The sequence below is a fragment of the Noviherbaspirillum sedimenti genome (genome assembly GCF_003590835.1).
Lineage (GTDB): Bacteria > Pseudomonadota > Gammaproteobacteria > Burkholderiales > Burkholderiaceae_D > Paucimonas > Paucimonas sedimenti.
The window spans coordinates 4,724,334-4,745,601 of the sequence record NZ_QYUQ01000002.1; the positions used below are offsets into that span (position 1 = coordinate 4,724,334).

The 21,268-nt window shown below is 55.8% G+C and carries 18 protein-coding genes, 1 pseudogene and 2 riboswitches; of the genes and pseudogenes, 9 read left to right on the forward strand and 10 right to left on the reverse strand.

Annotated elements, in window-relative coordinates; all coding sequences use genetic code 11:
• Positions 1 to 40: 40 nt before the first annotated feature.
• Positions 41 to 2,032, reverse strand: coding sequence for a helix-turn-helix domain-containing protein (locus D3878_RS21975; protein WP_119787415.1), 1,992 nt, complete (start codon positions 2,030 to 2,032; stop codon positions 41 to 43).
• Positions 2,033 to 2,340: 308 nt separating this feature from the next.
• Between D3878_RS21975 and D3878_RS21980 the strand changes: the two are divergent.
• Positions 2,341 to 2,508 (forward strand): annotated as a pseudogene (locus D3878_RS21980) (IS110 family transposase); the annotation flags it as partial.
• 91 nt (positions 2,509 to 2,599) lie between these two features.
• Here D3878_RS21980 and D3878_RS21985 read toward each other — a convergent pair.
• The 4 genes from D3878_RS21985 to D3878_RS21995 all read right to left on the reverse strand — a co-directional run bounded on the left by D3878_RS21985 (position 2,600) and on the right by D3878_RS21995 (position 5,832).
• The gene (locus D3878_RS21985; RefSeq protein ID WP_119787416.1) at positions 2,600 to 3,634 is read right to left on the reverse strand and encodes a DnaJ C-terminal domain-containing protein; all 1,035 of its coding nucleotides are present in this window, start codon (positions 3,632 to 3,634) and stop codon (positions 2,600 to 2,602) included.
• Entirely contained in the window at positions 3,631 to 3,810 is a 180-nt protein-coding gene (locus D3878_RS23595) for a hypothetical protein (RefSeq protein ID WP_147384066.1), read from the reverse strand. The genes D3878_RS21985 and D3878_RS23595 overlap by 4 nt, the downstream gene beginning before the upstream one ends.
• Positions 3,811 to 3,874: 64 nt before the next feature.
• A complete protein-coding gene (locus D3878_RS21990; RefSeq protein WP_119787417.1) occupies positions 3,875 to 4,123 on the reverse strand; it encodes a DUF3297 family protein in 249 nt (82 codons plus the stop codon).
• Between the two features lie 176 nt (positions 4,124 to 4,299).
• Positions 4,300 to 5,832, reverse strand: a complete 1,533-nt coding sequence (locus D3878_RS21995; protein WP_199688227.1) for a sensor domain-containing diguanylate cyclase — start codon at positions 5,830 to 5,832, stop codon at positions 4,300 to 4,302.
• A gap of 142 nt (positions 5,833 to 5,974) precedes the next feature.
• Between D3878_RS21995 and D3878_RS22000 the strand changes: the two genes are divergently transcribed.
• From D3878_RS22000 to D3878_RS22030, 7 genes are all read left to right on the forward strand, one after another.
• Positions 5,975 to 6,670 (forward strand): Rossmann-fold NAD(P)-binding domain-containing protein, encoded by a 696-nt coding sequence (locus D3878_RS22000; protein WP_338016819.1) that lies wholly within the window; start codon positions 5,975 to 5,977, stop codon positions 6,668 to 6,670.
• Positions 6,671 to 6,718: 48 nt separating this feature from the next.
• The gene (locus tag D3878_RS22005; protein ID WP_119787418.1) at positions 6,719 to 7,000 is read left to right on the forward strand and encodes a KTSC domain-containing protein; all 282 of its coding nucleotides are present in this window, start codon (positions 6,719 to 6,721) and stop codon (positions 6,998 to 7,000) included.
• A gap of 70 nt (positions 7,001 to 7,070) precedes the next feature.
• Entirely contained in the window at positions 7,071 to 7,547 is a 477-nt protein-coding gene (locus D3878_RS22010) for an FKBP-type peptidyl-prolyl cis-trans isomerase (protein ID WP_119787419.1), read from the forward strand.
• Between the two features lie 159 nt (positions 7,548 to 7,706).
• Positions 7,707 to 7,795, forward strand: a riboswitch (glycine riboswitch).
• Between the two features lie 9 nt (positions 7,796 to 7,804).
• Positions 7,805 to 7,918: riboswitch (glycine riboswitch) on the forward strand.
• A 76-nt stretch (positions 7,919 to 7,994) separates the two neighbouring features.
• Positions 7,995 to 9,125 carry a glycine cleavage system aminomethyltransferase GcvT gene (gene gcvT, locus D3878_RS22015; protein ID WP_119787420.1) on the forward strand — a complete coding sequence of 377 codons (1,131 nt, stop codon included), beginning with the start codon at positions 7,995 to 7,997 and terminating at the stop codon, positions 9,123 to 9,125.
• A 57-nt stretch (positions 9,126 to 9,182) separates the two neighbouring features.
• Positions 9,183 to 9,560, forward strand: a complete 378-nt coding sequence (gene gcvH / locus D3878_RS22020; RefSeq protein ID WP_119787421.1) for a glycine cleavage system protein GcvH — start codon at positions 9,183 to 9,185, stop codon at positions 9,558 to 9,560.
• 38 nt (positions 9,561 to 9,598) lie between these two features.
• Positions 9,599 to 12,490: an aminomethyl-transferring glycine dehydrogenase gene (gcvP, locus tag D3878_RS22025; protein WP_119787422.1), complete on the forward strand. Its 2,892-nt coding sequence runs from the start codon at positions 9,599 to 9,601 to the stop codon at positions 12,488 to 12,490.
• Between the two features lie 122 nt (positions 12,491 to 12,612).
• A complete protein-coding gene (locus D3878_RS22030) occupies positions 12,613 to 13,740 on the forward strand; it encodes an aminotransferase class V-fold PLP-dependent enzyme (protein ID WP_119787423.1) in 1,128 nt (375 codons plus the stop codon).
• A gap of 105 nt (positions 13,741 to 13,845) precedes the next feature.
• Here the strand turns inward: D3878_RS22030 and D3878_RS22035 are convergent, their stop codons facing one another.
• Both D3878_RS22035 and D3878_RS22040 read right to left on the reverse strand, forming a co-directional pair.
• Positions 13,846 to 16,077 carry a malate synthase G gene (locus D3878_RS22035; RefSeq protein WP_119787424.1) on the reverse strand — a complete coding sequence of 744 codons (2,232 nt, stop codon included), beginning with the start codon at positions 16,075 to 16,077 and terminating at the stop codon, positions 13,846 to 13,848.
• Positions 16,078 to 16,214: 137 nt separating this feature from the next.
• A complete protein-coding gene (locus D3878_RS22040) occupies positions 16,215 to 17,105 on the reverse strand; it encodes a homocysteine S-methyltransferase family protein (protein WP_476638918.1) in 891 nt (296 codons plus the stop codon).
• On the opposite strand from D3878_RS22040, the gene D3878_RS22045 reads away from it, so the two are divergent.
• The gene (locus D3878_RS22045; protein ID WP_119788079.1) at positions 17,076 to 17,855 is read left to right on the forward strand and encodes a GlxA family transcriptional regulator; all 780 of its coding nucleotides are present in this window, start codon (positions 17,076 to 17,078) and stop codon (positions 17,853 to 17,855) included. The genes D3878_RS22040 and D3878_RS22045 overlap by 30 nt on opposite strands.
• Positions 17,856 to 18,100: 245 nt before the next feature.
• Here the strand turns inward: D3878_RS22045 and D3878_RS22055 are convergent, their stop codons facing one another.
• The 3 genes from D3878_RS22055 to D3878_RS22065 form a co-directional block, all read right to left on the reverse strand.
• Entirely contained in the window at positions 18,101 to 18,937 is an 837-nt protein-coding gene (locus D3878_RS22055; RefSeq protein ID WP_119787426.1) for a hypothetical protein, read from the reverse strand.
• On the reverse strand, positions 18,934 to 19,641 hold the full coding sequence (locus tag D3878_RS22060; RefSeq protein ID WP_147384068.1) for a HipA domain-containing protein: 708 nt from the start codon (positions 19,639 to 19,641) through the stop codon (positions 18,934 to 18,936). The genes D3878_RS22055 and D3878_RS22060 overlap by 4 nt, the downstream gene beginning before the upstream one ends.
• Before the next feature lie 358 nt (positions 19,642 to 19,999).
• On the reverse strand, positions 20,000 to 21,208 hold the full coding sequence (locus D3878_RS22065) for an HNH endonuclease (RefSeq protein ID WP_233556426.1): 1,209 nt from the start codon (positions 21,206 to 21,208) through the stop codon (positions 20,000 to 20,002).
• Positions 21,209 to 21,268: the final 60 nt, after the last annotated feature.

Below are 21,268 nucleotides of genomic sequence, written 5' to 3' on the forward strand. Positions count from 1 at the left end.
ATGACGCGTCGGTGAATAATTGTCTCGTATTCAGATATATCTAATGGCCGCTCGGAGGCGGAACATATTCTTCTTTCTCCTTGCTTAGATCCCACAAGCGTAAAGCCATATGAATCTCCAGGGACCGTATGGCGTTGCCCCATGGCCCGATAATTTCTTCAATACTGGTCAGACGCTGACGCATTGTATTGACATGGATGTTCATACGCTTCGCAGCAACGCTAGCGTTTTGGTTGCTGTCGAAATAGCAAAACAGGGTGGGTGTCAGATCAGATGCCCGTTTTCGGTCGTGGGAAACCAGTAAACCAATGGTATTTTCCTGGAATGCCTTGAGACTGGCGTGATCATGCGTTTCAAATAGCACGGAATAGAGCGCCAGTTCGGCTTGATCAATTATTTTTCCTTTGACGCCCAAGCGCTTGACAATCAATAACGCGCGTCTAATTGCTTCGTATTGGGCAGAAAGTTCTTCCGCATTCAAAACCGGTTTTGATATAACGCCTCGATAACTGCTCCCGAGTTCATCCTTAACCAGGGAGACGCATGATTTGACAATGTCAGTCGCGCATGGGGTCGCACATACTATTGCTACAAGTCCATCAACCTCATCCAAAACCGTACCAGCCAATCCGGCGCCACCCCTAAGCCTTCTTGCAATGTATCCCGCTTTGGTATCGTCTGTCTCAATAAGTATTAGCGAAAGCGGCTGTGAAAGATTTAGACCAAATCGCTCTGCTTGCTGATAAGTCAAAGTTGGCTCGTATTGACGCGGCGAAAGAAGGTTGCGCAGCAGCATCGAAACATCGCGATTCTTGTTAATTTCCATACGCTCTTGGGATAGCAATGCAATACCAACGATACTGGAGCTTCGCTCGAACGTGCGTATTAAGATTTCATTTAAGTCGCCCTTGCAGAACAGTAATACGGATCCCAGGACATCGTCGCCACCAATTACCGAGATGACCCTGCATTGCTCATTGCTGTCTTTGTAAGCGAGCACAGAACGTCCTGCTCTGCGGCTCTCCCTTGCAGCAGTAATGATTTCGCTGCTGTGCTTGCTATAAGGAATATAGGTTTCTGCATAATCATTGGTAGAGCCGGAAGCAACACCATAACTAATAATCTGAAACGCCTCATCAACGATAAATACACTGCCATCAAGCAAGTGCGCAACCGTTTGGCATATTTGGGAGAGTGAAGCACCTTGAGCAAGCAACGATGTCAACTGTTCGTGAGCTTCGGCAGCTGCTTGTATATTGAGATTATTACGTTCAAGTTCAGCCCGAGCCACGTCACTGTTTCTAAGGGCAGTATTCGCCAGTTCGAATGATTTTGCATTTTTTACAGCTACCGCGGCGTGCGTCGCCAACGTACAAAGGATAGACACTTCTAGCGTAGAGTATGATCGATAGTAGCGGTCACCTACAAACAACAATCCCGTAACTTCGGCATCTAAAAGCAGCGGAACACCAACGAGTGATGCGATATCTTCCTTGCGAAACGTTTCATCCAATTTGGGATCGTGTTGAAATCTGTTGTCGTTGGGATAATCGGACGTTGTGAATGGGCGGTGGGTTGACATGACTATACCTGCGATGCCAGAACCTCTGCGTGCAGTCATTCTGTCAGTGCTTTCATCGAGCGCACCATCGGTGACCTGCGCTTGAAATTCTTCAATTTCTGCCTTGTATACTGATAACCAAGCGACATCTGACCCTAATAAATTTCGGGCTCGGGATACGATTGCTCGAAGCAATTCCAGAAGATCGAGTCGACCGGAAAGATCCTGAGCAGATTCAATTACAGCCAGAAGCGCCAGTTCTCGCTGCTTTTGCAATTCAAGGCGATTTCGGACAGCCATCGCCGTCCGAATACATTCAACGAGTCGCGTTTTACGTGCCGCGTCAGAGTATGGGAGCGACTCAATTTTTGAGAGTTGAGTCGAGAAATCGTCGGCTGATGCCCCTTGATGCAAAAACCGGATTAAATCGATAAGAATATCTTCCAGATCATGGCTGGCACCGCTAGTCATGGTTAATCCTTCTTTGTTCTGTGGACTCGGTCAATGTCCCGAATATTACCTAACGCGCATTGCGGCAGCGCGCATCGCCACCCCGGAGAATGAAAGAAACTGTAGGTGGAAGGTGGCGGGGAGATGTCGCGCAAGATTTTGGCGGTTGGACCCCGAACCTAACGTGACCCGCCGAACTGACTCGTACCCCGGATTGCCTCTTTAAGAGCGAACGTTAAACAGGCCGTCGGCGACTTGTCGCCTTCAAGCATTTTCAATTCCGGCACCCGCCACCTTCCATGATCAAGTTTACTTCGAACGGAGGTGATATGGAACTGGTGTCACTGCACAAACGCGTCATCGGGCTCGATGTGCATCAAGCGCAGATCACGGCCTGCGCGATCATCGAGGACGGCGATGGCACAACGCGCGTCGAGCAGCGGCAATTCGGCGCATTCAAGCGAGATCGGCGCGCACTGGCGGAATGGGCGGCGGCGATGTCCAATGGTTGGCGACGCTGGCGCGGGCCGGACTGCAATTCTTCGGTATGCCCTTGCGCTGCGGCTCCGGTTCAGGAAGCACCGGATGTCAAGGCTCCATGCCGTCGATCTGCCGCAGAAGTGCTTCCATTTCCGGCGTCAATTTACGTCGGGAGGCCGGCAGGACAATTGAAACGCTCAGCAGCACATCGCCGCGCTTGTCATTGGCCGCGTCGAAAAGCCCTTGTCCTGCCAGCCTGATCTTCTTGCCGGTATTGGAGCGAGCCGGCACTCCCACCTGTACGGTCCTGCCGGTTGGCAAAGGCACGTCCATCATTCCGCCCAACAGGGCGATGGAGTACGGCAGCTTCAGCGTGCCGGAAAGATCAATGCCTTTGCGTTTCCATCCGGTTTCCGGCTTGATGGTGATGGCGATGTGGAGGTCGCCGTTCAATCCCCCGTGTTCGCTTGGCTTTCCGCGTTCTTTGACCGTCAGCACGCTGCCGTCAACAAGCCCTGCAGGGGTTCTTACCGTAATTCTCCGTTCGCGCGTGATAACGCCAAGTCCATTGCATGGTTCGCAATTGACCCATTCCTTTCCGGAATTCTGACAAGGCTGGCAGACGAGCCGCCGTGAGTGTTTCAAAAAGCCGTGGCAACGGCCGCATTGCACCCACTCGCCGCGCTGCCCGCCACATTGCCCGCAATGTTCGGCCACCGTTTCCTCGAAGCTGATGCGGGTGCCGTTATAGGCTTCAGCAATAGTGACGGCGACCCTCTTATTCACATCCGTGCCACGCCTGGCCGATGCGCGGCGCTGACGTTCGGCCTCCTCGCGATCACGTTCGTAGTATTCGCTGCCCCATTGCGGCTGTTGCCGGTGCCTCTGGGTGAACTCGTGATACGTTTGCGGCCTGACGATGCTCTCGCGATCGTAGCGTTCGCGCTTGCTGTCGTCAGACAGGGTTTCGTAAGCCGTCTTGATAATCTTGAACTGCTTTTCCGCTTCGACCTTGTCTGCCGGGTGGACATGACGATCGGGATGCCATTTCATCGCGAGCCGCCGGAATGCAGCAATGATGGACTCTTTGCTTGCCGCGCGTTCGACACCAAGTGATGCGTAAAAATCTTGTGTGGCAGTCATGACGCCCCTTCAGAAAAGGCGACTGCCACGCCTGGTTGCGGGCGCAAAATAAAATCCTCGATATCGCCGAAGCGGGCGATCCGGTTCTGGGTATGCATAAAGTTTAAAGCCGATGAAGCGTGCAGCGTTGGCCGCAGGTGAGATCCGAGGGGGATTTTATATGGCTTGATATCCATTACCAACCCCTTTGGCCAATAAAATTCGGCATGCTTCAGACCAGGAGCTTGACTGCGGGCACAGTCACCGATAAAACGCCTCAACCTTGCCTTTCAGCTTGATCATCAGTGGATTGCCCTTGCGATCCAGGGCTTTGCCGGACGCCACGGCAATCCATCCTTCGCTGATGCAATATTCTTCAGCGTTCGTATATTCCTTGTCGTTGAGCTTGATGCCGATTTCGTGTTTCAACACCTCTGCATTGTGGTGGGGGCTGCGCGGATGAACGGAGAGGCGATCGGGGAGCGGGGCAAGTTGTGTCGTGTCGTTCATGAGATTTGATTATGTATCTGAAAAAAAGGGAAAGTGTGCGTTTTCGGACTTGTGGATTACCACGAATATCCTAATTATAAGAATATTTCCTTCAACACGTTTGAATCATCCGGGCATGAGAACCGTTTTCAAGGCTGGCGTGGGCAAGCCAGTCGGAAGACGCAACTTTATTCCCCTTACATATAAACCTGATCGCGACCATGCCGCTTGGCACGGTACATTGCATGGTCTGCGTGCTCCAGCAGCGTCTCCACATCCCCGCCGTTGGCCGGGTATAAGCTGAAACCGATGCTGACTGTGACGGAGGCTGACCGATCTCCCAACTGGTAAGGCTTGCCCACTGATTCACGAATTTTATTTGCCACCGCCATGGCATGGCTTTCCTGGGTTGGGCCGTTAAGCAGCACGACGAACTCATCGCCGCCCAGCCGCGCGATCGTATCTTCTTCGCGCACACATTCGGCCAGACGTTTGGCCACATTTACCAACAGTGCGTCGCCCGCCGCATGGCCCAGGTCGTCGTTGACTGCCTTGAAGCGATCCAGATCCAGGAACAGCAGCGCGAAGTTCTCATGCTTACGCTGCGCTCTGGCAATTGCCTGCTTGGCGCGGTCTTTGAGCAAATTACGATTGGGCAGGCCGGTGAGGGCGTCATGGTCGGCAGCATATGCCAACCGCTCTGTCATTTGCTGCGCTTCCGTGATATCGCGAATAACCGATACAGCGCCAACAATCTTGCTATGACGATCATAAAGCGGCGTGGCGACTTCTTCGATAACATGTCTTATCGCTTTGCAGTACAAGACGCCTCGCTTGGTAATTTTGTCGGTTGTACGTATGCTTTCTTCCATGGCCGTGCCGGTGCGCTGATTTTCTTCGATATCAAGGATGTCGAACACCTCGTTCGCGGGACGATTCAGGGCTTCATGAAATGGGTAACCGCACAGCGCTTCTGCGGCGGGATTGAGATATTCGATACGTCCGTTCACATCCGCCATGGCGACGCCTTCGCCGATTGCGCTCAGCGTGGTTTGCAGCCGATCCTTTTCAATGAATAATTGTTCTTCTGCTACACGTCGTTGTGCGACTTCCGCTTCCAGCTCGCGCTTGTCGAACCGCAGATGCAAGGAAGCTCGGATCGAACGATGAAAATTCAATGCGGAAAGAAGCATGCCTGTCAAAAATAACAGCGTCATTAATCCCATGCCGACCTGAAGATAGCTGCCATGGCCAAGGTAATTGAGTGCCAACGGCAGCAGTGCCGGCAGCAAAAATGCAAGACATACCTCCAGTCGCGGAGAAAACACGCTGACGGCGCCCGCCGACATGCCCGCCAGGACAAAGGCGACAAACAGCTGATGCGCCATTGAGTCGGCCGGAAAGAGGAATATGGCTGTGGCGCCCCATACTGCGCCTGCGCATGCCGTGCCGATCAGAAAAATATTATGCCATCGGTGCATACTGGCAAAGTTCGGATTTGTGCGGGCAAACTGCCGCGCCGCTAACGCTCTCAATATGGTTATCAACAGCAGGCTGCAATACCAGGAAAACAAGACAGAAGGGGCAATCTGCGTACGCTGGACAAGGATCAGAATTGCACCAATGACGAGAGTGAAAAATAGCCCGATGGGCGAATTTGTGTAAAGCATTTTCACCTGCTCGGCAAATATTTCGTCGGCATGGTTGCTTTCGTCGACAACGCTTTTCACGTTCGCGGTCCGATGGCATATTGACAATAGGTATTTGCTTTGACCGGAATCGAGATCGTTTGTTTTGCGCTATGTCTGCCGGGAAAAGAGCCTGCCTGATTTTGTGTTTAAATCGAAGCTGAGCCCTTAATTGAACGTCGGCATGATGAATATTCCGGCATTTGCATCACCCTCAAGCAATTCACCGCAATCCACCAAGCGGATCGTGGCGATTGCCGGCGCCACCGGCCTTGTTGGTTGGGAGATTCTGCGAGGCCTGCTAGCTGACGATACAGTCGCAGTGATTCACGCCCTTGGCCGGCGCCCTCTGGGCGTGCAGCATCCCAAGCTGACATCGCACGTGGTGGACTTCGCGGCGCTTCCTGCACTGCCGCCGGTTGACGAGGTTTATCTCGCGCTCGGCACAACGATCAAGGTGGCCGGCAGTCAGGAGGCATTCCGCGCGGTGGATTTTGCAGCCAATCTTGCGGTGGCGCGCGCAGCGCTTGCAGCCGGCGCCCGCCGCTTGGGCCTGGTCAGCGCCATGGGGGCGGATGCGCACTCGCGCATTTTCTACAATCGGGTAAAGGGCGAACTTGAAGAGGCGTTGTCGGCGCTGGGCTTCCATGCGCTCGTGATCGCACGCCCCTCGATGCTGGCGGGGGATCGCGAGTTGCTGGGGCAACCAGTCCGCCGCGGCGAGAAATTCGCGCTGTCCGTGAGTACTCTGCTGCGACCGCTCATTCCGGTGGATTACCGCTCAATTGCCGCAGCCGATGTCGCCCGCGCATTGCTTGCGCGTGTGCCGCTGGCGCAAGGCAAGGAAGTTTTGTTGTCTGGTGCGATGCAATCCAAATAGTGTAAATATTGTGGTCTGCTCCTGAAATAATGATGTGTGGAGGAAATCATGGAAATGAAAAAGATCAATGCCGGAAAACTCCGGGCTATCGGCTACGATAGGCGGGAACGTGTCCTGCGGGTTGAGTTCGATGATGGCAGCGCCATCGATTATTCGGGTATCGGCGAGGACGTGTGGCGTACATTATCGACCTCGGGATCGGCCTGGAGCTACTACCGCGACAACATCGAAGAAGAATATGCGGGCCGCCAGGGCAGGGTACAGCCTCAAGGGAAATCGCAGGCGCTTGAGGATCTTTTCAAGGCTCCCAAGGATGATGCGGAAAGTTAAGTGCTGCTGCATTTGGTTTATAGTACTGCCTGCACTGAATCCCGACCCCTATTTATCTGTAAAAAATCCCATGAAAATCGACAAGGACACTGCTGTCACCCTACGTTTGACCGTCGCGGAAACGAACGGCAAGATCATCGAAAACGGCAAAACCCCGACCGCCTATCTGCACGGCGGTTATGACAATTTGTTCCCTAAACTGGAAGCAGCCCTGCAAGGCCAGGAAGCGGGTTTCAAAGCCACGCTGGATCTGGCGCCTGAAGACGCGTTTGGCGTGCGCGATGAAAGCCTGATGCGCACGATATCCAAGAAGGATTTTCCCCCGGGAGTCAAAGTGGGCGGCTCACTGGAAGGCTATAACGATGCGGGGGAAGAACAAATTTTCACCGTACTCAAAATCAAGGGCGATCAAGTCATGCTCGATGGCAATCACCCGCTGGCGGGTAAATCCTTGCGCGTCGGTGTGGAAGTGGTAAGTGTGCGTGCCGCCACCGCAGAAGAAATCACGCATGGCCACGTGCATGGCGAGCATGGTCATCACCACTAAATCAAAGATAAACAGGAATCGGTTCTGATTTTTGTATATTCGATAACTCAATGTATGAAGGTCAGAACTGCTCCTGGTTTCATGACATAGATTTATAATAATAATTATTGTCATTTTGATATCGGCATTTTCAAGCTGAAACATCTCTTATATAATCGTCGAACTTGATCGGGAGAGCGCAGCAACCAGCTGCCGCCGAAGGGGCTAATACCCAACAAACTCTCAGGCAAAAGGACCGGTCAAACGGGGGAGCATATTCCCCAAACTCTGGAGAGCGATAGCGGCAAACGGTTGCCGAACTATCCACCGAAGGTGCGCACGGAGTGTGTTCTACTCCGTAATCTCTCAGGTATCAGGACAGGGTGGGCAGCGATTTCATCGCGTGTAATGGACTTATGTTCATTACTCGTATTTTGTCGTCCCCATTATCCTGGTATCGAGACTCTCATGACGCAAGCGGCAAGCACTCCGAAAGCAACTCCCCTCAACGCGGTTCATCGAGCTGCCGGCGCCAAAATGGTCGATTTCGGCGGTTGGGACATGCCAGTCAACTACGGCTCGCAGATCGAAGAACATCACGCTGTGCGCAGCGATTGCGGCATGTTCGACGTTTCACACATGTGCATCGTCGACCTGAAAGGCGACAACGTACGCGGATTCTTGCGCGGACTGGTTGCGAACAACGTCGACAAATTGCAAAACCCCGGCAAGGCACTCTACTCCTGCATGCTGACACCAGAAGGCGTCGTGGTCGACGACCTGATCATTTACTACTTTAACGAAAACTGGTTCCGCCTCGTGGTCAACGCCGGTACAGCGGAAAACGATGTTGCATGGATGAATGCGCACAACGCCGCAACGAACGCAGGCATCTCCATCACGCAGCGCCGCGACGGCCCGGATGCTTACGCGATGATTGCAGTACAAGGCCCGAACGCCCGCACCAAAACCTGGGAAGTCCTGCCGGAGACCAAAACAGCCAGCGCTGAAATCAAACCGTTCAATGCCGTCATTGTCCCGAATACCGCGTTCGGCGAGGTGATGCTGGCACGCACCGGCTATACCGGCGAAGACGGATTCGAGATTGCCGTCGCCGTCGACCAGGTCAGCGCGTTATGGAATGCATTGGCCGCAGCAGGCGTCAAACCAGCCGGCCTGGGTGCGCGCGATACCTTGCGCCTAGAAGCCGGCATGAATCTGTACGGCCAGGACATGGATGAAACCGTCAACCCGCTCAACGCCGGTCTGGCCTGGACCGTTGATCTCGCCAGCGAGCGCGATTTCGTCGGCAAGTCTGCCTTGTTGAAGCAAGGCCAAAGCGCACAATTCCTCGGATTGATCCTGCGTGAAAAAGGCGGCATCCTGCGCTCACACCAAAAAGTCATCACCGCGCAAGGCGAAGGCGAAATCACCAGCGGCACATTCAGCCCGACCATGCAGCAAGCTATCGCCATGGCGCGTTTGCCGATGGGCGTCAACGTTGGCGACAACGTGCAAGTCGTCATCCGCGACAAGCAGTTGGCGGCTACCGTGGTGAAATTGCCTTTTGTCCGCAACGGTAAAGTACTCGCATCCTGAATCATTACCGATAACCATTTACACCCTATTTAAACTTTTAACTATTTGGAGCCAAGCATGAATGTCCCAGCCGAACTGAAGTACACCGCCTCCCACGAATGGGTGCGCATCGAAGCCGACGGCACCATGGCTGTCGGCATTACAGATTTTGCCCAGGATGCATTGGGCGATATCGTCTATGTGGAATTGCCAAAAATCGGCCAGGCGCTGACAGCCGGCAAAGACTGCGCCGTGATCGAATCGGTGAAAGCTGCCAGTGACATCTACGCACCAGTCAGCGGTGAAGTCGTCGCCATCAACGAATCATTGTCCGATGCACCCGAGTCGGTCAACGAAGACGCTTACGGCGCATGGCTGTTCAAGGTCAAGCCAAGCAATGCAGCAGATGCAGATGCGCTGTTGAACGCGGCAGACTACGCCAAGAATATCGGCTGATCTAGCTGCAAGCAATTTCCACTCCGGTTCCAGATATCATGACAAACGCCAACCCAAGTCCAAGCACCACCGAACTCGAAGCGCACGACGCCTTCATCGCCCGCCACATCGGCCCTTCCGAAGCGGAACAAGCCGCCATGCTGGCCGTGCTCGGTTACCCAAACCGCACCGCATTGATCGACGCCATCGTGCCGGACAACATCCGCCGCCGCGACGTGCTGCCGCTCGGACAGTTCACCAAGGCGCAATCGGAACCGGAAGCGCTGGCGCAACTGAAAAAACTGGCGGGCAAGAACAAGGTCCTCAAATCGCTGATCGGCCAGGGTTATTACAACACCCATACCCCCGGCGTGATTCTGCGCAACGTGTTCGAGAACCCGGCCTGGTACACCGCCTACACGCCATACCAGCCGGAGATTTCGCAAGGCCGTCTGGAAGCGATGCTGAATTTTCAGCAGATGATCACGGACCTGACCGGCATGGACATCGCCAATGCGTCGATGCTCGATGAAGGCACGGCTGCCGCTGAAGCCATGACGCTGATCCAGCGCGTGGGAAAATCCAGTTCCAGCGTGTTCTACGTTGCCGAAGACGTCTTGCCGCAAACGCGCGAAGTCATCGAGACCCGCGCAAAGCCCTTGGGCATCGAGGTGCGCACCTGCAACGGCAAGACTGAGCTGGAGAGCGATTGTTTCGGCGTCCTGCTGCAATACCCGGGCGTGAATGGCGACATCCGCGATTACCGTGAATATGCCGCCGCCATGCATGCCAAAGGCACGATGGTCATCGTCGCCGCCGACCTGCTGGCGCTGACCCTGATCACGCCGCCGGGCGAGTGGGGCGCTGACGTCGTCGTCGGCAACAGCCAGCGTTTCGGCGTGCCGCTCGGATTCGGCGGCCCGCACGCCGGCTACATGTCGACGCGCGATGCATTCAAACGCAGTATGCCTGGCCGTCTGGTCGGCGTCAGCATCGATGCGCAAGGCAATAAAGCCTATCGCCTGGCCTTGCAGACCCGCGAACAACATATCCGCCGTGAAAAAGCCACGTCGAACATCTGCACCGCGCAAGTCTTGCTGGCCGTGATCGCCTCGATGTACGCGGTCTACCACGGACCGGAAGGTTTGCGCCGGATCGCGCAACGCGTGCACCGCTTCACCGGCATCTTCGCCGCCGGTTTGACACAATTGGGCTACAAGCTCGCCAACACCACCTATTTCGATACGCTGACAATCAATGTCGGCAATGCAGCAGCTTTGCACACAGCAGCACAGGCAAGCGGCATCAACCTGCGCCAGATCAGCGCCACGCAAGTCGGCGTCTCTCTCGATGAGACGATCACCCGTGAAGATATCGCCACCCTGTGGACGATCTTTGCACAAGGCAAAGCCAGCCCGGACTTTGCCGCAGTCGAAGCCGGCGTCGACGATGCCCTGCCAAAAGCGCTGACCCGCACCAGCGCCTACCTGACCCACCCGACCTTCAGCCGTTACCACGCAGAACACGAAATGCTGCGTTACCTGCGCAGCCTGGCTGACAAGGATCTGGCGCTCGACCGCACCATGATCCCGCTCGGCTCCTGCACCATGAAGCTCAACGCCACCAGCGAAATGATTCCGGTGACCTGGCCCGAGTTCTCCAACATCCATCCTTTCGCGCCGGCAGACCAGACCGTCGGCTATCGCGAAATGATCGACCAGCTGGAAGCGATGATGTGCGCCGCCACCGGCTACGCAGCCGTGTCCCTGCAGCCCAACGCCGGATCGCAAGGCGAATACGCGGGCTTGCTGATCATCCAGGCCTACCACGCATCGCGTGGCGAAGCGCACCGCAACATCTGCCTGATCCCGTCATCGGCACACGGCACCAACCCGGCCTCGGCCAGCATGGTCGGCATGGAAGTCGTCGTGGTCGCCTGCGACGAGCGCGGTAATGTCGACCTGGCCGACCTGAAAGCCAAGGCGGAGAAGCACAGCGCCAAGCTCGCAGCCGTGATGGTCACCTACCCATCCACCCACGGCGTGTTTGAAGAAGGCATCCAGGCCTTGTGCGAGATCGTCCATGCACATGGCGGTCAGGTCTATGTCGACGGCGCCAACCTGAATGCCATGGTCGGTGTCGCCGCACCCGGCAAGTTCGGCGGCGACGTCAGCCACCTGAACCTGCACAAGACCTTCTGCATTCCGCACGGCGGCGGCGGCCCGGGCGTGGGCCCCGTCGCAGTGGGCGCGCATCTCGCCCAGTTCCTGCCGAACCAGAAATCCACCGGCTACACCCGCAGCGAGCAAGGCATCAGCGCGGTCAGCGCCGCGCCATTCGGCTCCGCCAGCATCCTGCCGATCTCGTGGATGTATGTCGCGATGATGGGCGCGGAAGGCTTAAAAGCTGCGACCGAGACCGCCATCCTGGCCGCCAACTACATCGCCAAGCGCCTGGCGCCGCACTATCCGGTGCTGTATTCCGGCCACGACGGCCTGGTTGCGCATGAATGCATCCTCGACCTGCGCCCAATTACCGACGCAACCGGCATCAGCAACGAAGACGTCGCCAAGCGCCTGATCGACTTCGGCTTCCACGCCCCGACCATGAGCTTCCCGGTCCCGGGCACCCTGATGATCGAGCCGACCGAAAGCGAATCGCAAGCCGAACTGGACCGTTTCATCGACGCCATGATCGCCATCCGCATGGAAATCACCAAGGTTGCCTCCGGCGAGTTCGATGCCAAGGACAATCCCTTGAAGAACGCGCCGCACACGGTGCAAGTCATGGTGGCGGACAAGTGGGAGCACGCCTACAGCCGTGAAGTTGCAGCCTATCCGGTGGCTTCCCTGCGCAAGCAAAAGTACTGGTCACCGGTGGGACGCGCAGACAATGTGTACGGCGACCGGAACCTGTTCTGTTCGTGCGTGCCGATTGCTGACTACGAGTGATCTGTCACAAATAATCTGTCTGAAACGATAAAAAGCGGGGAGTGCGTGGGTACTCCCCGCTTTTTTTGAATGGTAGACTTGACAGGCTTTTTTCTACAGAACAACAACACAGGAGATGCTTCATGTCCAATCCGATATCCAGGGTCGATCCGGAAGGATTGTTGGAATATTCAGTCGTCTACACCGACCGCGCACTCAACCACATGTCCAAACGCTTTCAAGGCGTGATGCAGGACATCTCCGGCATTCTGAAAGAGGTTTACCGCGCGCACTCGACCATCCTCGTGCCCGGCAGCGGCAGCTTCGGCATGGAAGCGGTCGCGCGGCAGTTTGCCACCGGAAAAAAGACGCTGGTGATCCGCAACGGCTGGTTCAGCTACCGCTGGACGCAGATCTTCGACATGGGCGGCATCCCGTCTGCGTCCACGGTCCTCAAGGCGCGTCGCGTCGACGACAGCAAGCATGCGGCATGGATCCCCGCGCCAGTGCACGAAGTGGTCGCCGCCATCCGCGACAACAGGCCCGACGTCGTGTTTGCGCCGCACGTGGAAACCGCCTCCGGCATCCTGCTGCCGGATGACTACCTGCGCGCGGTGGCGGACGCGGTGCATGAAGTCGGCGGACTGATGGTGCTTGATTGCGTGGCGTCTGGCGCGATGTGGGTCGACATGCAAGCCACCGGCATCGACATGCTGATCAGCGCGCCGCAAAAAGGCTGGAGCGGTTCGCCATGCTGCGCAATGGTCATGCTGAGCGAGCGCGCACGCAGCGCGATCGACGCCACCACCAGCACCAGCTTCGCCGCTGACTTGAAGAAATGGCTGCAGATCATGGAAACGTACGAAAAAGGCGGGCACGTCTACCACACCACGATGCCTACCGATGCACTGGTCGTGCTGCGCGACGTGATGCAGGAGACGCGCACCTTCGGCTTCGACAACGCACGCGCCAGACAACTTGAACTGGGCCAACGCGTGCGTACCCTGCTTGAAAGCCGCGGCCTCGCCAGCGTCGCGGCAGATGGTTACAAGGCGCCCGGTGTCGTGGTCAGCTACACCGATGATCCCGGCATCCAGTCCGGCAAGAAATTCATCGAACAGGGCCTGCAAACCGCCGGCGGTGTACCGCTGCAATGTGATGAACCACCAGACTTCATGACTTTCCGCGTCGGCTTGTTCGGGCTGGAGAAACTGCAGAACTTGGAACGCACAGTCGCGTATCTGGAAGCAGCGCTGAATCGGGTGTTGTGAGAAAGGGTGCGCTGGAGCATAGTAATCGGTGCTATGGTTTGAAGCGATAAAAAAGCGGGTAGTGCTTGCGCACTACCCGCTTTTTATTTCGTGATGCGCAGATTCTTACGCCTGAGCCTTCACCTTCAAACGCCAGGCATGCAGCAACGGCTCGGTGTAGCCGCTAGGCTGCTCCAGGCCTTTGAACACCAGGTCGCATGCTGCCTTGTATGCCATGCTGGTGCCAAAGTTGCCGGCCATGTTGTTGTACAGCTTGTCGCCTGCGTTTTGCTTGTCGACGACGGAAGCCATGCGCTCAAAGGTTTCGGTGACTTGTGCCTTGGTGACGACCTTGTGCAGCAACCAGTTGGCCATGTGCTGGCTGCTGATACGCAGCGTGGCGCGGTCTTCCATCAGGCCGACGTTGTGGATGTCGGGCACCTTGGAGCAGCCCACGCCCTGATCGACCCAGCGCACCACGTAGCCCAGAATGCCTTGCGCATTGTTGTCCAGCTCTTGCTGTTTTTCGGCATCGCTCCAGTTCGGGGTGGCGGTGACCGGTACTTGCAGCAGGTTGTCGAGAATGCCGTCGCGCTCTTTCTCGTAGTTGATCTTTTCCAGATCCTTTTGCACGTCGGAGACCAGCACCTGGTGGTAGTGCAGGGCGTGCAGCGTGGCGCCGGTGGGGCTGGGCACCCAAGCGGTGTTGGCGCCGGCCTTGGGGTGAACAATCTTTTGCTCCAGCATGCCTTTCATCAAGTCAGGCATGGCCCACATGCCCTTGCCGATCTGCGCCTTGCCGCGCAAGCCACAGGAGAGTCCGACCAGTACGTTGTTCTTCTCGTAGGCCTGGATCCAGGCACTGGTCTTCATGTCGCCCTTGCGGAACATCGGGCCGGCGTGCATCGCGGTGTGCATCTCATCGCCCGTGCGGTCCAGGAAGCCCGTGTTGATGAAGGCCACGCGGCTGGCAGCGGCGGCGATACAGGCTTTCAGGTTGACGCTGGTGCGGCGCTCTTCGTCCATGATGCCCAGCTTGACGGTGCTGTCGGGCAGGCCCAGCATCTTTTCCACGCGGGTAAACAGTTCGGCGGCGAAGGCCACTTCATCGGGGCCGTGCATCTTGGGCTTGACGATATAGACCGAGCCCTTGCGGGAATTGCGGATGGCATCCTTCTTGGTGCGTGCCAGGTCGTGCAGTGCGATGGTCGTGGTAATCACGGCATCCATGATGCCTTCAGGGATTTCCTGCAAATTGCCTGCTGCGTCCTTGTACAGGATGGCGGGGTTGGTCATCAGGTGGCCGACGTTACGCACAAACATGAGCGAACGGCCATGCAACGTGACCTTGCCTTTGCCGTTGGCGGCGGTGTACACGCGGTCAGCGTTCAGGCCGCGGGTAAAGGTCTTGCCGTTCTTTTGCACTTCTTCGGTCAGGGTGCCTTGCAAAATGCCCAGCCAGTTGCCGTAGGCCAGAACCTTGTCTTCTGCATCGACCACTGCGACGGAATCCTCGAGGTCCAGAATGGTGGACAGCGCGGCTTCCACCACCAGGTCGCTCACACCCGCTGCGTCGCTCTTGCCGATGGGGGTGTTGCGGTTGATGATGATGTCCAGGTGCAGGCCATTGTGCTGCAGCAGGACGCTGCTCGGGTCTTTGGCGTCGCCCTGGAAACCGATGAACTGGCTCTTGTCTGCCAGCTTGGAGGTGCCGCCGTCTTTCAGGGAGACCACCAGCTCGCCATCCTTGTTGACACGGTAGCCGGTGGAGCCGACGTGCGAACCCTTCTTCAGGGGCACGGTGCGGTCCAGTACATGGCGCGCGTATTCAATGACCTTTTTGCCGCGCTTGGGGTTGTAGCCGCCTTTGGCACCGACTTTCTCGCAGCCTTTATCTTCCGAAATCACATCGGTGCCATATAGCGCGTCGTACAAGCTGCCCCAGCGCGCGTTGGCGGCGTTCAGCGCATAGCGCGCATTGAGCACCGGCACCACCAGCTGCGGACCGGCTTGCACGGCCAGCTCGGCGTCCACGTTTTTGGTGCTGATCTTGACCTTTTTCGGGCTGGGCACCAGGTAGCCGATCTTTTCCAGATGGGCGCGGTAGGCTGGCATATCGGCGATGGGTCCGGGGTTGGCCTTGTGCCAGGCGTCCATTTCCAATTGCAGGCGATCGCGCTCAGCCAGGAGTGCAATATTCTTCGGCGCCAGGTCGGCCACGATGGCGTCAAAGCCCTTCCAGAAGTCGGCGGATGAAATGCCGGTGCCGGGTAGTACTTTGCTCTCAATGAACTGGTGCAAAACGGTGGCAACTTGCAGGCGATGCTCTGTGGTGCGGGGCGTAGAGGATGTGGGCATAAGCGGATCTTTTTAAAAAACGAGAGGAAATTTTTGGGTGCGCATATTTTATTGGATATCTTAATCGATGCTATGCGAGTAACAATTAATATATTTGTGATAAATAGATAGGTAATGATCGAAGGAGGAGGATTGGTTTAGCCTTGCAAGGATCGGCAGATGGCATCCACGTGCCGATGATCCGTGCCGCAGCAGCCGCCTACCACCGTCATGCGGGGCAGTTTCGCTTGCAAGGCCTTGTACTCCAAACCCAGTTCAACGGGATTGCCATCGTCCAGGTCTGCGGACTCATCCAGCTCCGCGTGGCTGCGCCGCGACGCATTGGCGCGCAAGCCGCGTATGCGTTGACGCCACTCGCCGCCGTCCTGCAGCACAGTGTCGAAATGCGTGGGGTGCGCGCAATTGATCATGTAGTACGCGGGATAAGTCCCGCTGGTTTCGTCGGTGCGTGCAATCGCTTGCCGCAGCGAATCGCCTGAAGGCAGGCGGCCATCCGTTTCCAGCGTGAATGAGATGGCGACCGGCATGCCGCATGCCTTTGCCGCCGCCACGATGCCGATGGCTTCTTCCACGTAATTCATCGTGAAGGCCGCCACCATGTCGGCATCGGTCTGCGCAAAGGTGTCGATCTGCGGGGCGTGGTAAGCGTCGGCTTGCGCCGCCGTCATGATGGCGCCCGGTACGTAACCGTCGCCGCGCGGGCCGAGATTGCCGCTGATGACAATGCGCGTTTGCGGCGTCTCATACGCGGCGCGTACGCGCAGCAGCAGGGAGATTGCCTTGCGGTTGGCGTCCGCCAGCGTCACGGCATCGTAGCCCAGCTTTGCCGCCCAATCGGCGTTGGCGCGCCAGGTCGGCGCTTCCAGCACCAGGCCGATGCCCTTGTCGCGTGCCATTTCCGCATAGTGCACGTAATAGCGTTCAAGAATGGCGGTGCCTTCCGCATCCTTCAAGAGGTCAAATGCGGCAAAGCAGGGAAGGTCGATGCGGTCGTGTGCATGCCGGAGCTGCTGGTGCCGCCCGGCCAGCCGCTGGAAGGGCGGTTCACCGCCGAAATCGCATGCCTGAAGCAATGCTATGAAGCGGGCGCTATGGTCGCCACCGCCTGTTCCGGCGCCATGCTGCTGGCCGAAGCGGGATTGCTCGATGGCTGGGAAGCGACGACGCATTGGGCCTATTGCGACATCATGACGCGCCGCTATCCGAAGATCACGGTGCGCGGCCAGCGTGCCCTGGTGGCGTCCGGAAAAGGGCAGCGCCTCATCATGGCGGGCGGCGGCACCACCTGGCTGGATTTGGCGCTCTACCTGATTTCCCGCCTGGTCAGCGTTGACGTCGCCATGCAGGTTGCCCGCATTAATCTGATCGACTGGCACCACATCGGCCAGCAACCGTTTTCAAGGCTGGCGCGGGCAAGCCAGTCGGAAGACGCGGTGATCGCGCGCTGCCAGGCATGGATCGCGGAACACTATGCAATGGCGTCGCCCGTGGCGGCCATGATCGAACTAAGCGGCCTGGCCGAACGCTCATTCAAGCGCCGTTTTCAGCAGGCCACCGGCATGCCGCCGCTGGAATATGTGCACACGGTGCGCCTTGAAGAAGCCAAGCAAATGCTGGAAGCGGGTAATCAGCCGATCGAGGCCATTGCCAATGAAGTTGGCTATGAAGATCCGGGATTTTTCAGTCGGCTGTTCAAGCGGCATGTGAACTTGACGCCCGCGCAATACCGCAAGAGGTTCGGGGCGATGAGGGAGTCGTTAGGGCGACGTGGGGGATGAAAAGGATAATTGACCTAATACAGAAATTTATCGCCACCCCAAAGACTCACTATCGGATTGGCGACAAATTTCTGTATCAGGTCACAGGAGCTGCCGGCCAAAAGTATGGTGAGACCAGATACTTCCACAGTACCGAAGTGATGGCAATCCAGACCAAAGCGACAAAAATTGTTCCCCAATTGCCGCTTGGCTTTAGTCCTTCTTTAACGATCGGCAAACAACAGATCAGCCGGCGACGGCATTAGCTAGTTCAAAGTGGGATAGCCATGAGCTGCTTTGCTGATTGTGTCGATATAGCGCGTCATGTCCGACGAGTCTTCAAACTGATAAAGCTCAGCGTTAGCCATCAAAAGGCGTAACGCGGACTCAGTATTTTTTGTTTTACCACCTGCGACAACAACGTGCTTTTTCGTGTTCGCACCACAGATCTCAGTTGCCGCTTTTAGCACTAAGCACTTTGCTTGAGCCTCATATTTTTTGGCTGTATATGCGCTGATAGATAATGTGAAATCAATGGTTTCAGTAACGTGCATTACAGAGTTTTTTAACGCAAATTCCGCAAATAGTCCCTGATCTGCTTGAATTGGGTAACGAGCCACGACTTTGTGGTTGTGAATATCTTCAAAGGTTTGGCCTAACACACCAAGACTAGCAAACTGTTTCTTAAGATTTGCTCGAAGTTGTGAGCGTTCGCGCTTTTGATGGACCGCGATAATTTTAGGCGGCGCATTGACGGACTCGGTCATGATTCGATTGAGTTGGTCGTTATACGAAGGTTCGTCATCAAACGCGAATCGTCCTTCGAACTGATCAATTTGGACGATGCCGCGCATAGACTGCATAAAATTACGCAACTCTGAAATATTCTTGCAATTTTGTGTAACTTCTTTGAGGGTGCACGCAATTCGATTCAGCGTAGAGAAAGCGAAATTCGGGTCCAGTGCTAGGACTTTGGTGTAGTCGGAACTGAACGAGACATCCCAACCTTTCGATGAGCGAGCGATAACACCCATTACTACCCGATCCATCCGTTCTGGGATTGGGCAGATTGTTACCAAGCTGTATTGCGCAATTTCGATCATAATTCGTGCTCCACAGCTTCAATTCTCTCCGCGCGCTCTGCCAACCACCAAAGATCCAACGCCTCCCTTGTTCCTTCGTCCATCCATTCGCTTGGCATTCCGTCTAGAGTTGTCGTCATCCAGTCTAGCGGCAAGTATTTTATCTTTTTTGCAACTTCTAATGCTCTTGCTTTATCGTACGGATGGTACATTTCCCAGCATGGCCGAGCGCACATAGTTTGGCTTTCATCGTCCATGGGCAGTGGGGGAATTGGCAGTCCATGATATATAAAAGCCCGACTCGCGTCGATCAGTTTGGCAACGATGTCTCCAGCAAGGCTAATATAAAGATAGTTGCCTAAATTTCTGTCAACATTGTGAACAGTCAAGTCGAGTGCAAAGGCATCACTAAAGATATTTTTGTTTGAAACTTCCGGGAGCGCTGCAACCCAGTCTTGTCCACCGCCTTCCCAAATTGACCCAAACATCAATTCACTCTCACCCTCCATTTGCACAACGGCCCAATCCGCAACTGGAATGTCCACGGCACGAGCAAGTGAGGCACAAATCCACTCTGTTGCAGGCAAATTGCGGTGCCTACGAGTGCTTTTGCACAAAAAGCGGCGTTCAGTAGAACTTTGTATCGCAATGCAATCAGCATCTGCCGTTTGAGGCGGCGGCTTGTTTCGGTCGCAAATAATTGGCAAGAGGCTGGTTTGAGTCATACAGTGCGTCAAATCCGGTTCGTCCAACGTCCAAGAGGGATGCCAGTAATGTAATTACCAAGAGTAACTATCTTTCTGTTGGGCCTGAATCTTACTCTTTAGCGTAGCGTTGTCTAGTACAAATAGTTTTCAGGTGGAAATTTCTTAAGTCAGTCGTGACTATAATTTTTCCATAAGCATTGAAAACTACATCATTTCTGAACCGATGAGCGGCCGGTTCGTCGACCAAATTGGTGCATAATCCAGCAACAGCGATAAGAGAACGCGAAACTGGCAAAACATCTCACGCATAAGCGCTATGTCGACGCCCCAAACAGCTTCGAAGCTTGACTCACAGAGTTTTGCGCTTGTCATCGTCTCACGTCAGCGCGTAGCGCTCTCGATGGTCCCGCAGATAGTGCATCTGCGCCTCGGTCGGGCGCTTGCGCAGCGGCGCCGGCAGGCCCAGCAGATCGAGATCGGCGTCGCATAGTTCATGCGACAACAGCATTTGCCCGGCATCGTCAAACCCGATTAGTCCGCGGTCGAACAGTGCGTCCAGATTCGCGGTCAGAGGCAGCCCGTTATTCGGGTCGAGCCGCTCCCAGTCAGACGAATCGCGCCAGGCCTTCGCATGGGATGCGCGAATCACAGGTAATACGGCGCATCCCGTTACCGAGCAGCGCCCATCCCAGAGCGCCAAAAGCTCATCGCGATACTTGCCCTGGCCGCGGCGCGCCTCGATCAAAACGAATAGCTTCTCGGAGTCAGATTCCCCGTCGCGCTCGGCCAGTTCAGCAATGTCGGATTCCTCGACGCGTGCACGCACGAGGTCCAGAATCTGTTCCTTGCCTTCCTTAAGTGTAGCAATAGTCGATAGCGGGTTTTGCCCTCGGTAGGCCTTGACCTCTTTTGATGAGATCGGGTGACGGCGCAGGTCGCCGTGCCAGGCCACTCGGCGATGGAATTCCCAATCCTCGGTCGGGCTGACGGTACCGTCTCCCTGGCCGGCCAGTAAGGTGGTTGGTGCGTCATCGAGCATGGTGCCGATGGCCACCACGCCGATCTTGTTTGCCCAGAGTAGCAGTGTGTCGCCACGGTTGATCACCTCAAGCGTGCTCTTGTACTTCTCTTCGCCGCTCGTGACTGCCAAGCTGCGGGCGATCCAGGCGTCGTGGTAGCTGATGCCATTATTTGACTTGGCGTCGGTATTAATGAAGTAGGTTTTGTGAGTGCGGTCGCGCGGGTGCATATTATTGTCGAATCGGGAAGTGAAGTTGCTCAAGTTGCACTGCAACTCGATTATCTTCATGAGGGGACGGCGTGCCATCAGTGCCTGCGGCATTGTGCCGCGAAGATGGCCTTTGGGCAATAATGCTAGGGACGTGAAGTAGGGTTTGTTGTCCAGCAAGGCAGGGAGCAGCCCTTCGTCCAAAATCTGGTGCTTACCGTTATTGAGAAAAATATATAGAGTCCATTTCGGATTCGATGCGTCGCGCCCATTGCTGTGCTTGCTATTGTCTATCAAAAGTACGATAAACCGGTTTGTAGCCGAATCGCCGTACTTCGGCGCGCCAATATGCGCCACGTTGATTGATATATGCCATTAGAAATCTCCAAATGTTTGTAGAGCACTTGGTGTGGATGA

What these genes read in the sequence shown, in the direction of transcription:
- D3878_RS21975 (WP_119787415.1), bottom strand. Translation starts at nt 2,032, where the DNA reads ATGACTAGCGGTGCCAGCCATGATCTGGAAGATATTCTTATCGATTTA.
- D3878_RS21985 (WP_119787416.1), bottom strand. Translation starts at nt 3,634, where the DNA reads ATGACTGCCACACAAGATTTTTACGCATCACTTGGTGTCGAACGCGCG.
- D3878_RS23595 (WP_147384066.1), bottom strand. Translation starts at nt 3,810, where the DNA reads ATGGATATCAAGCCATATAAAATCCCCCTCGGATCTCACCTGCGGCCA.
- D3878_RS21990 (WP_119787417.1), bottom strand. Translation starts at nt 4,123, where the DNA reads ATGAACGACACGACACAACTTGCCCCGCTCCCCGATCGCCTCTCCGTT.
- D3878_RS22000 (WP_338016819.1), top strand. Translation starts at nt 5,975, where the DNA reads ATGATGAATATTCCGGCATTTGCATCACCCTCAAGCAATTCACCGCAA.
- D3878_RS22005 (WP_119787418.1), top strand. Translation starts at nt 6,719, where the DNA reads ATGGAAATGAAAAAGATCAATGCCGGAAAACTCCGGGCTATCGGCTAC.
- D3878_RS22010 (WP_119787419.1), top strand. Translation starts at nt 7,071, where the DNA reads ATGAAAATCGACAAGGACACTGCTGTCACCCTACGTTTGACCGTCGCG.
- gcvT (WP_119787420.1), top strand. Translation starts at nt 7,995, where the DNA reads ATGACGCAAGCGGCAAGCACTCCGAAAGCAACTCCCCTCAACGCGGTT.
- gcvH (WP_119787421.1), top strand. Translation starts at nt 9,183, where the DNA reads ATGAATGTCCCAGCCGAACTGAAGTACACCGCCTCCCACGAATGGGTG.
- gcvP (WP_119787422.1), top strand. Translation starts at nt 9,599, where the DNA reads ATGACAAACGCCAACCCAAGTCCAAGCACCACCGAACTCGAAGCGCAC.
- D3878_RS22030 (WP_119787423.1), top strand. Translation starts at nt 12,613, where the DNA reads ATGTCCAATCCGATATCCAGGGTCGATCCGGAAGGATTGTTGGAATAT.
- D3878_RS22035 (WP_119787424.1), bottom strand. Translation starts at nt 16,077, where the DNA reads ATGCCCACATCCTCTACGCCCCGCACCACAGAGCATCGCCTGCAAGTT.
- D3878_RS22045 (WP_119788079.1), top strand. Translation starts at nt 17,076, where the DNA reads ATGCCGGAGCTGCTGGTGCCGCCCGGCCAGCCGCTGGAAGGGCGGTTC.
- D3878_RS22055 (WP_119787426.1), bottom strand. Translation starts at nt 18,937, where the DNA reads ATGATCGAAATTGCGCAATACAGCTTGGTAACAATCTGCCCAATCCCA.
- D3878_RS22060 (WP_147384068.1), bottom strand. Translation starts at nt 19,641, where the DNA reads ATGACTCAAACCAGCCTCTTGCCAATTATTTGCGACCGAAACAAGCCG.